The organism is uncultured Streptococcus sp., from assembly GCF_905372115.1.
Taxonomy (GTDB): Bacteria; Bacillota; Bacilli; order Lactobacillales; family Streptococcaceae; genus Streptococcus.
Map to the genome: position 1 here is coordinate 1 of NZ_CAJPNR010000069.1, position 5515 is coordinate 5515.

At 45.1% G+C, this 5515-nt stretch carries 5 protein-coding genes; 4 read left to right on the forward strand and 1 reads right to left on the reverse strand.

Translation table 11 applies throughout. From position 1 onward, the window contains the following. Window positions 1-240: TetR/AcrR family transcriptional regulator (locus QZ169_RS11250; protein ID WP_295507090.1), on the reverse strand; the 240-nt coding region annotated here is incomplete at its 3' end. Window positions 241-382: 142 nt separating this feature from the next. Between QZ169_RS11250 and QZ169_RS11255 the strand changes: the two genes are divergently transcribed. From QZ169_RS11255 to QZ169_RS11270, 4 genes are all read left to right on the forward strand, one after another. After that, window positions 383-1084 carry an ABC transporter ATP-binding protein gene (locus QZ169_RS11255; RefSeq protein ID WP_295507092.1) on the forward strand — a complete coding sequence of 234 codons (702 nt, stop codon included), beginning with the start codon at window positions 383-385 and terminating at the stop codon, window positions 1082-1084. Window position 1085: 1 nt separating this feature from the next. Next, window positions 1086-3809, forward strand: a complete 2724-nt coding sequence (locus tag QZ169_RS11260; RefSeq protein WP_295507094.1) for an FtsX-like permease family protein — start codon at window positions 1086-1088, stop codon at window positions 3807-3809. 93 nt (window positions 3810-3902) lie between these two features. Further along, a complete protein-coding gene (locus QZ169_RS11265; protein ID WP_295507097.1) occupies window positions 3903-4751 on the forward strand; it encodes a metallophosphoesterase in 849 nt (282 codons plus the stop codon). Between the two features lie 56 nt (window positions 4752-4807). Beyond that, window positions 4808-5257, forward strand: coding sequence for an Rrf2 family transcriptional regulator (locus QZ169_RS11270; protein ID WP_295507099.1), 450 nt, complete (start codon window positions 4808-4810; stop codon window positions 5255-5257). Window positions 5258-5515 lie beyond the last annotated feature (258 nt).

Consider the following 5515-nt stretch of genomic DNA (forward strand, 5'->3'; position numbering starts at 1 on the left):
GGGATATTCGTTCTCCGCTTCAAACATGCTATAACTAGAAAGTTGGGAAATAATGTCGCTTTTGAGACTATCAACCATCTGGTACTTATCTTGGTAGTGGAGGTAGAAGGTGCCGCGATTAATCCCTGCCCGTTTGCAGAGCTTACTGATAGAGATATTATCAAATCTTTCCTCTGATAGTAGCTGGATCAAGGCTTCTTTGATGTCTTCTTTAGTAGTAGTTTTTCGTTTCTGGGCCATTTTTCTTTCCTTTTTGCTTAAATCAACACTTTGTTGATTTTTGATTATTGCTTTTTATCTAAGCTCATTATATAATATCTGTGATTTAGAATCAACACCTTGTCGATTTAAGGAGATGAGGTTTGAAAAGGAGAGAAGAGATATGGCTTATATTGAAATGAAACATGGCTTTAAACGTTATCAGATGGGGGATACGGAAATAGTTGCCAATCACGATATTTCTTTTGAGATTGAAAAGGGGGAACTGGTCATTATCCTAGGTGCTTCTGGTGCCGGTAAGTCTACGGTACTTAATATCCTTGGCGGTATGGATACCAATGATGAGGGAGACATCCTGATAGACGGACAGAATATTGCTGACTACAATTCCCACCAGCTGACAGACTATCGGCGCAATGATGTGGGCTTCGTCTTTCAGTTTTATAATTTGGTGCCTAACCTGACGGCCAAGGAAAATGTCGAATTAGCTTCTGAAATCGTCAAGGATGCCCAAGATCCAGTAGCAGCTCTGACCGCAGTTGGTCTGGAAAAGCGCCTCAATAATTTTCCGGCCCAGCTATCAGGAGGGGAGCAGCAGCGGGTGTCTATCGCTCGGGCTGTGGCTAAGAATCCCAAGATTTTGCTCTGCGATGAGCCGACAGGAGCTTTGGACTACAATACCGGCAAGCAAGTGCTGCAAATCTTACAGGACATGTCCCGCAATCAAGGGGCGACGGTGATTATCGTGACCCACAATGCTGCCTTGGCTCCCATTGCTGACCGGGTTATCCGCATGCACGATGCGAGAGTCAAGAGTGTTACAGTCAATGAACAACCACAGGATATAAGTACATTGGAGTATTGATATGAAGAGAAAGATTTATTGGAAAGATATTCTGCGCTCCTTCACTAGCTCTAAAGGACGTTTCCTATCTATTTTAATCCTCATGATGCTGGGCTCTTTAGCTCTCGTGGGGCTTAAGGTCGCTCCACCCAATATGCGCAGAACAGCAACAGATTATTTGAAAGAGCAACGAACCATGGACTTGGCTGTTATAGCGGACTATGGTTTGGATAAGGCGGATCAGAAAGAGCTGGCAGCTATCAAGGGAGCGGATATCGAATTTGGCTATCTGACAGATGTCACCGTAGACGAAGAGGCCCTCCGAGTATTCTCAGATACTAAGGATATTTCAAACTTTCAAGTGACCTCTGGCCGTCTTCCTAAGAAAGAGCAAGAAATTGCCCTGGCTAGCTTTTGGTCTAAGAAATACAAACTTGGTCAGGAGATTGATCTGACCGAGAAAGCAGGCAGTCGGTCAGTTCTGAAAAACAAGACCTATAAGGTCGTGGGATTTGTCAACTCGGCGGAGCTATGGTCGGATAGAAATTTGGGCAATGCGACTAGTGGCAGCGGGGCTTTATCAGCCTATGCTGTAGTTAGCCCTAAGGCCTTTGATACAGATGTTTACAGTATTGCCCGCCTGCGCTATCATGATTTAGAAAAGCTGGATCCTTTCTCTGCAAGCTATCAGGAGCGTTTGGAGCAGCACCAGACTGCTTTGGACAAGAGCCTGGAAGATAACGGAGCGGCCCGGTTTAAGCGATTAGAGGCAGATGCCAAAAGCACCATTCAGAATGGCCAAGATAAGATCGGTCAGGCTGAGAGTGGGCTAAGCCAAGGAAAAAAACAGTTAGAGCAAGCTCAGAGTCAGCTGGATCAACAAAAAAGCCAGCTAGAAGTAGCTCAAGCCGCTTCTATCCTCCCTCCTGCACAGCTCAGCCAGAGCCAGCAGCAGCTTCAGGAAGCTGAGTCCCAGCTCAATCAGAAAAAAGCAGAGCTAGCTCAGGCAGAGAAAGACTTATCAGCTAGCAAGGACAAGCTAGCTGACGCTAAGGCAGACCTGAGTCGTTTGAAAGAGCCAGCTTATCATAGCTATGATCGCAAGTCTCTGCCAGGTGGTAATGGCTATTATACGTATAAAAACTCCATGAATAGTATTGCGTCGATTGGTAATATCTTCCCGGTGGTGCTCTATCTGGTGGCAGCTATGGTGACCTTTACCACCATGACTCGCTTTGTCGACGAGGAGCGAACAAATGCAGGTGTCTTTAAGGCTCTAGGCTATCATAGCCGAGATATCATTCGCAAGTTTGCTCTTTATGGTTTTGTGGCAGGGAGTCTAGGTACCCTCATAGGGATTCTGCTGGGGCATTATTTCTTGTCAGGTGTGATTTCTTCTATTATTACCAGAGGGATGGTGCTTTCTGCCCCTCATGCTTATTTTTATATTTCCTATAGTTTACTGGCCCTGGGACTTTCCCTTCTATCGAGTGTTCTCCCTGCCTATTTGGTGGCAAGACGGGAGTTGACAGAAGAAGCAGCTCACTTGCTTTTGCCCAAGCCACCGGTCAAGGGCTCCAAGATCTTTTTGGAAAGACTGTCCTTTATCTGGCGGCGCCTTAGCTTTACTCAGAAGGTCACAGCACGCAATATCTTTCGCTATAAGCAGCGGATGTTTATGACCATCTTTGGTGTGGTGGGTTCTGTTGCCCTGCTCTTTGCCGGTCTAGGACTCCAATCTTCTATTGGTGGTATTCCAAAACGTCAGTTTGAGGAGATTCTGCGATACGACTTGATTGTCGCTGTCAATCCTGGGGAGAATCAAGCTGAGCAAGACAAGCTGAAAAAGATGTTGGCAGATGACTCGATTGCTGCCTATCAGGAAATCCACAGTGAAACCCTAACAGAGAAATACAAAGGGAAAAAAGAGACAGAGTCAGTCACTTTAATGGTTACGGACAAGGAAAATTTTGAACCTTTTATTTCTATGGAAAGTCCTGACAAGCAGCAGAAGCTGACTCTCAAGGACGGTGCAGTGGTTTCGGATAAATTGGCCCGCATAGCTGGAGTTAGCCCCGGTGGCAGTATAGAGCTGGATGGCAAGTCTGTCAAGCTCGCAGCAGTCAATGAGAATCATTTTGGCCATTTTGCCTTTATGAAGGCGACGGACTACCAGAAGATTTACGGCAAAAAGCCCGAGAAAAACGCTTATCTAGTGCGACTCAAGGACTCTTCTAGCAAAAATATTGTTGACAAGGCCAATGAATTTATGAGTCTCAAGTCTGTCAAGAGTGTTTCCCAAAATGCTAGCATGGTGAAGCAGTTCAACGTTTTTGCTGATTCTCTTAATAATACGATGCTGGTTTTGGTCCTGATTTCCATTCTTTTAGCAGTTGTCATTCTCTACAATCTGACAAATATCAATGTGGCTGAGCGGATTCGAGAGCTGTCCACCATCAAGGTTTTGGGCTTCCATAATAAGGAAGTGACCCTCTATATCTATCGAGAGACCATTATTCTGTCAGTGATTGGGATGGCAGTTGGGCTTCTAGGCGGTTTCTTCCTGCATCGTTTTTTGATTGAGAAGGTTGCGTCTAGCATTATCAGCTTAAACCCTCAAGTAAGTCCCTCAGTCTATCTGTTTCCTCTAACTGCAGTGACTCTTATTCTGTCCTTGCTTGGTTTCTTTGTCAACTACCGTCTCAGACGAGTAGATATGCTGGAAGCACTTAAGTCTGTTGATTGATAAAAAGACTTCAAAACTTTCACTCACTTGATGGGTGGAAGTTTTTTTGAACTTTGATATAATATTCTTTGTAAAGAAAGAGAAAGACATACGATGACACGAAAAATTGCCTTATTATCCGATGTGCATGGGAATAGCACAGCCTTGGAAGCAGTACTGGCGGATGCGGAAAGCCAGCAGGTGACAGACTATTGGTTTTTGGGGGACTTGCTCCTGCCAGGAACCGGTCGCAGAAATATCTTAGATAGGATGGAGAAGCTGCACATCAGTCTCCAGGTCAGAGGGAATTGGGAAGACAGTCTCTGGCATGCCCTGCACCAAAAGTTAGACTTGACACGTCCCAGCCATCTCTACCTGACCCGGCTCTGCCATTTTGTCCTAGAGGAAATCCGTCCTGAAGAGATTGACCGCATGCAGGAACTTCCTCTACAGGTCTTGACAGAAGTAGAAGGCTTGAAGATTGCGGTTAGCCACCATCTGCCTGATAAGAACTGGGGGCGGGAGCTGATTCATATTGGCGAGCAGAGAGATTTCGACCGCCTTTTTGAGGGAAATGACTGCGCTGTTGCAGTTTATGGTCATATTCACCAACAGTTTCTTCGTTATGGGACTAAGGGTCAGCTGATTATCAATCCCGGCTCTATTGGTCAGCCATTCTTTCTAGATTCGGCTTTGCGTCAGGACTTGCGAGCCCAGTATGCCATTTTAGAGATAGATGAGACGGGTCTGGCTGATGTCGACCTTCGGCGCGTGGCCTACGATGTGGAGCAAGAGCTGAGATTGGCTCGGGAGCTCCACTTGCCTTACTATGAGATTTATCGGGAGAGCTTGGTCAATGGTATCCACCATACTCACAACCACGACCTGCTGCGGGAAATCAGTGAGCGGGAAGGCTATGCGGATGAGATTGCAGCTTTCTTAAAGTCCAGTCGTAACTGTTGAAGTTACACCATTTTTGAGATATAATAGTGAGAGAAAATGATGAGGAAGGAGAAAAAATGCAGATTTCTAGCCGTTTTACCATTGCCACTCATATGCTGATTGTATTGGCTTTGGAGGGAAAAAAACAAAAACTGACAAGTGATATCCTTGCTGGCAGTGTAGGAGTCAATCCAGTTATTATTCGCAAGACCCTGTCCCAGCTCAAGAATGCCGGGATGATTACCGTTGCTCGTGGGACTGGAGGAGCAGAGATTGCCAAAGATTTGAAAGACATTAGCCTGTTGGACGTCTATAGCGTGGTTGAGTGTCTAGGCAAGAGTGGCCAGCTCTTTAGCTTTCATGACAAGCCCAATCCAGACTGTCCTATCGGCAAGAACATTCACAATGTCTTAGACGACCGCTTGGCGGCTATTCAGGCAGCCATGGAAGCTGAATTGGCTCAGACCAGTCTTGACGAAGTTGTCGCAGCAACCGAAAAAGAAATTAAAGAACAATCTGTTTCCTAGTGAGCAGATTGTTTTTTGTTAAGAATTTTCCAAGATGTAATTGTTGACATTACATTAAGATCTGCTATACTAATAGATGTAACGCAAATGATTACAATTTAAATAAATCTTCGGAACAAATGGAAAGGCAGGCATCCGCATCAAGGAACCTATCTCTGTTTTGGGGAAATAGTAATAAAAAAACATCGGGCAGGAAAACTGCTAACATTTAAAATTAAAGAGAGGAGAAAAAACATGACTTTTGAATATGAAAGCAAG

Bases quoted from the DNA above. Each gene is read 5' to 3' on its own strand.
- QZ169_RS11255 (WP_295507092.1), top strand. From the start codon at position 383: ATGGCTTATATTGAAATGAAACATGGCTTTAAACGTTATCAGATGGGG.
- QZ169_RS11260 (WP_295507094.1), top strand. From the start codon at position 1,086: ATGAAGAGAAAGATTTATTGGAAAGATATTCTGCGCTCCTTCACTAGC.
- QZ169_RS11265 (WP_295507097.1), top strand. From the start codon at position 3,903: ATGACACGAAAAATTGCCTTATTATCCGATGTGCATGGGAATAGCACA.
- QZ169_RS11270 (WP_295507099.1), top strand. From the start codon at position 4,808: ATGCAGATTTCTAGCCGTTTTACCATTGCCACTCATATGCTGATTGTA.